A 292-nucleotide genomic window follows, 5' to 3' on the forward strand; every position below is an offset into this window, starting at 1 on the left:
TGCCTGGCTGCACCAGCTCATAGTTGGCCGCGTCGGCGCCCTGCAGGCTGAAGCCGCCGAGGATGACGGTCTTGCCGCTGCCGGCGTGCTTGTCGGTAAATGCCGCGTTGCCGCCCGTCACGCCGAGCCGGTCGTCGCCCAGCGCCAGCACCGTGGCCGTGCCCGTCAGGGTGGCTTGATTGGTCGCGTCGTAGACTTTGTTGGCCGCGCCCACGCCCGTGACGATCACGCTGGCCTTGGCGATGTCGGCCGTGACGCTGCCTGGCTGCACCAGCTCATAGTTGGCCGCGTC

General features: G+C 69.2%; 1 protein-coding gene. It reads right to left on the reverse strand.

Translation table 11 applies throughout. From position 1 onward, the window contains the following. A partial coding sequence (locus J0O65_RS25305) for a YDG domain-containing protein (RefSeq protein ID WP_215409925.1) occupies positions 1-292 on the reverse strand: 292 nt, incomplete at both ends.

It is taken from the genome of Janthinobacterium sp. JC611, from assembly GCF_018682595.1.
GTDB lineage: Bacteria > Pseudomonadota > Gammaproteobacteria > Burkholderiales > Burkholderiaceae_D > Janthinobacterium.